The organism is Mycobacterium sp. E2238 (assembly GCF_001672665.1).
Taxonomy (GTDB): Bacteria; Actinomycetota; Actinomycetes; order Mycobacteriales; family Mycobacteriaceae; genus Mycobacterium.
Map to the genome: position 1 here is coordinate 1 of NZ_LZKF01000221.1, position 550 is coordinate 550.

1 protein-coding gene is annotated in these 550 nt (G+C 64.4%); it reads right to left on the reverse strand.

Going from position 1 to position 550, the window contains the following annotated elements; all coding sequences use genetic code 11:
- Window positions 1-550 (reverse strand): glycosyltransferase (locus tag A5711_RS20415; RefSeq protein ID WP_369829951.1); only part of this gene is annotated, 550 nt, incomplete at both ends.

Consider the following 550-nt stretch of genomic DNA (forward strand, 5'->3'; position numbering starts at 1 on the left):
GCCCCACGCTGTCAGCGGGCTTGGTCATCTGGGCAGAGATCTCGCGGGCCCGAGCGGCGCACTCGGGGGCGAGGATCATGCGCAGGTCTTTGACCAGCGTTTCGCAGGTGGTCGACGAGAAGCGGCGGGATGTGCCCACCCTCAATTGTTTGATATGGGACCCCCAAAATGGCTGGTCTCCGGCGGTCCAAAGGATCAACGTCGGGATTCCGGCGCGCAGACCCGCAGCCGTGGTACCGGAGCCACCGTGGTGGACGACGGCACGACAGGCCGGGAAGATCTTTGTGTAATTCACCACGCCCACCACCTTGACGTGGTCGAAGTGCGGCACGTCGCTGAAATCAGTTCCGCCGAAACACAGGAGGGCCCGCTCGCCGAGGTTCGCGCACGCCGAGCTAATCATTTCGACTGTGGCGGAGGGGGATTCGAGCGGTATGCTTCCCGAACCGAAGCAAATCGGCGGTGTTCCCGCGGCGATCCACGACGCTACGTCCTCGTCGGCGTCCGTGGTCAGCTCCATCGTCAGTGCGCCGACGAATGGTCGCCGGTC